A 3163-nucleotide genomic window follows, 5' to 3' on the forward strand; every position below is an offset into this window, starting at 1 on the left:
GCATGTGCGGGAGCGGAGGCGGAGGCGGGCGAGGGAATTTTTCGAAGTTCTTTCTCGGGTGGGAACCGGCTGTGGCCGAGCGGTGTACCAAAAGTGACAGCGCTACAGCAGATCGCGCAGGGCTCGGTCTCGGACCATGAGGGCGGCTCGCTTGTCGGGCAGGTCGACCTCGGCGGAGAACCGGAAGCCGGCGCTCAGGAAGGCGGAGATGGAGGGGGTGTTGCGAAGGTCGGGTTCCGCAATGACGCGTGCGCACGACGGCCGCTTGGCCAGGATCAGATCGGCGACGGCTCGGAGCAGGGCGGAACCAAGCCCTCGCCCGCGGTCGGCGACGCCGCCGATGAGGAGATGGACTCCGGTGTCGTGCGGGCGGGCGGGGTAGTGGCGGGCCAGGGGGTCGAGATCCGCGCGGTAGACCTCCCAGTAGCTCATAGGGGTGCCGTCCAGCAGTCCGAGACAGGGAACGCTCCGTCCGTCGCCGTCCGAGCGCCGCCGGAGGTACTGCTCGGCCACGGCCTCGGGCCCGGCGAGGCTCCAGAAAGCAGCTACGGCGGGGTCGTTCATCCAGCGGCTGATCAGTGGAAGATCCCGTTCGACGCGTACGGGGAGGAGGTGCAGGACGCCTGCCGGGGTCGTGATCGGTCCCCAGCGGGCGAGGTGATCGAGCAGGTCGTCGTCCGTCGCATGCGTCTCCGCGATATCCCGGTCATCCAGTCCCACGCCGGGCTTCTCGGTCTCCTCGGCCAGGAGTGCGAGGAACTCGTCGGGCAGGCGGAGGTCGAGCGTGTCCTCACTGTCGTCTGCCGGACCATCGGCCTCGTCCGAACCGCTCCTGGCGCCGGGTGCGTTGCCCGGCCCGGTGGCGGCCTCTTCGGCAGACACCCGCAGGGCAGCGGCACCGGTGTCCGCGCCGGTGCACCCGGCAACGGCGATGCCGGTGCGGACAGGGGTACCGCCTCGGGCCTTGTTCGGGGCAGGGGCGGCGTCGGCGTCGGTGCTCGCGTCGGTGGGAGACACGGCGACGCTCCTCTCAGGAGACGGGGCGAGGCATGTTCCTCAGGGATTCAGGGGCGTGCGCGGACTCCCGATGCGGGATGCAGAGGGGCGCAGATACGGAAACGCGGAGTTGCCGAAGGAGGCGGTGAGGGGCTCTTGTGCCGGAACCATCAGGAGTGGAGGGGATTGGCCATGGTGACGTAGACGGACTGGGTGTCGACCGGGCCGACGAGTTCGTCGAGGCCGTGCAGCCGGGTCAGCAGGTTGGCCTTGCAGCGCAGGACGGGTGAGTCGAGGAGCTGGGCGGGCAGGGATGTGCGCAGCCGGGCCGGGCCGACTGCCGCACGGGTCAGGAAGCGACGGAAGGCGGCGAGCAACAGCCGTTCGTCGGCGAGGTGTTGGGAGCCGAAGGCGCCGATGAGCCCGAAGATGTTGTTGACCGCGAGGTAGTACCCGAAGCGTTCATCGGCGACCTCGTCGGCGACGAACGTGTCGCTCCGCTCACCGATGCCGGGCAGCCGGGCGTCGAGGTCCGCACGTCGGGACTCGCGGAAGTAGTAACCCTGGTTGTCACGGTAGCGGCCGCCCCTGGGCCAGCCTTCGGGGTCCAGCAGGACCAGGGTGTTCTGCTGGTGCGCCTCAAGGGCGATGCCGGCCTCGCCGTCCAGCCACAGGACGGGGCGCACGACCAGCTCCAGGTAGCGCAGGAACCACTCCACGGCGACGGCTTGCCGGGGGCGTCCGGTGCGTTCGGCGAGGCGGGAGACCACAGCCGCGAGCCTGGATCGCATGACGGGGGCCTCAGGGCCGATGGGGTGCGACTGCCCCTGGTGCTCGGTCGGGCGGTGTGGGTGGTGCTGGAGGTGCGGCCGAGGGGAGACGAGCCCCGCGATGCAGGAGACGTCGTCCGCTGGGGCGAACGGGTTGTGCCGGATCATCACGTCCAGGCCGGGCACGGGGTGGCCGTCCGGTCCGGTGACGGCGAGCCAGGCCGGGTCGCGGACGATGTCGAAGCCGGGGTGGACGGCCTGCCACTGCCTTGCCAGGCCGGTGCGGAGGAGGCGGTGGACCTCTACTCCGCGGTGGAGTTCCTTGCGGAGGTTCTCACGACGGGAGTTGGTGATGCGCAGTCCCAGCGACAGCTTCAGCATCGCGGGGGCGCCGGAGCGGTAGACGGTGCGGACGGAGGAGGTGGGGTGCCAGGGAGAGCCGAGTCGGCCGAGGTGCTGGAGCAGTCCGGCGTCCAGCAGGGCCAGGGTCTGCGGGCGGTGCAGGACCTCGCGGAGCTGCCAGGGGTGCAGGGGCAGGACGGCGTGGCCGGCGGGCAGCGTCGGCCCGGGGCCGGCCAGCTGTGCGGTCAGTTGCTCGGCGGGTACGAGTCTGCCGTGCACCGTCCATGCCGAGTCGGCCTCCAGGACGGACGGGGCGACCGCCATCCAGTGCAGCGGGAAGGAACCGCGCAACTCCGGTGAGTAGAGCCGCTCTTCCGCTTCGGAGAGCCCTTCGCGGCTCTTCGGGGCGGGATGCAGGGGGTGACCGAGCAGGAGTGCCTGCTCGGCGGTGAGGAAGAGGTCGGGTTCGTCGGCGGGGCGGGCGCGCCGGTCGCTGACGAACGCCGCGGTGCGCCGGAACGAGTCGGCGACCCGGCCGACGAGTTCGGCCCCTTCCAGGGCGGAGCTGCGCGAGCCCTCGGGCTCCGCGCCGCACGGGGCGACCCCGCAGTCCATGGCGACGAGCGCTGTCCGTTGCTCTGAGCTCTCGGCGGCGGCCTCTCTGGCCAGGAGGGCTGCCACCGTCACCGCGTCCGCCGGAGGGGAGGTTTCCGGGACGTTGGACAGGCGCGGGAGGCCGAAGCGGTGCCAGCCGGTGGGCGACCAGTAGTGGACCGGGGTGAGGAGGGCCGTGCCGGTCGCGGTGAGGGGGACGCGGAGGGTGCCGTCGTCGGGGGCGGGGATGTTGTGCTCCCGTACCCAGCAGCGCAACAGGTTCTCGATGGCGGCCGCTTGGGCTGCGGTGTGCGCGTCGGGGTGGTTCAGCGGGTCCGAGGGGGTGGTGTGTCGGCGTTCGGCTTCCTGGAGCCTGTTCTTCTGCTGGGGGAACGATTCGGTTCCCCGGCGGGGCGCCGGCGGGGGGCCGACTTCGGAGCGGGCATCTCGCTCTTGGGGGC

At 71.5% G+C, this 3163-nt stretch carries 2 protein-coding genes; both read right to left on the minus strand.

Features of this window, described 5'->3' with window-relative positions; all coding sequences use genetic code 11:
- Nucleotides 1–102: 102 nt before the first annotated feature.
- Entirely contained in the window at nt 103–882 is a 780-nt protein-coding gene (locus FNH04_RS43690; RefSeq protein WP_386574942.1) for a GNAT family N-acetyltransferase, read from the minus strand.
- 284 nt (nt 883–1166) lie between these two features.
- Nucleotides 1167–3032 (minus strand): IucA/IucC family protein, encoded by a 1866-nt coding sequence (locus FNH04_RS43695; RefSeq protein WP_152791790.1) that lies wholly within the window; start codon nt 3030–3032, stop codon nt 1167–1169.
- Nucleotides 3033–3163 lie beyond the last annotated feature (131 nt).

It is taken from the genome of Streptomyces phyllanthi (assembly GCF_009377205.1).
Taxonomy (GTDB): Bacteria; Actinomycetota; Actinomycetes; order Streptomycetales; family Streptomycetaceae; genus Streptomyces; species Streptomyces phyllanthi.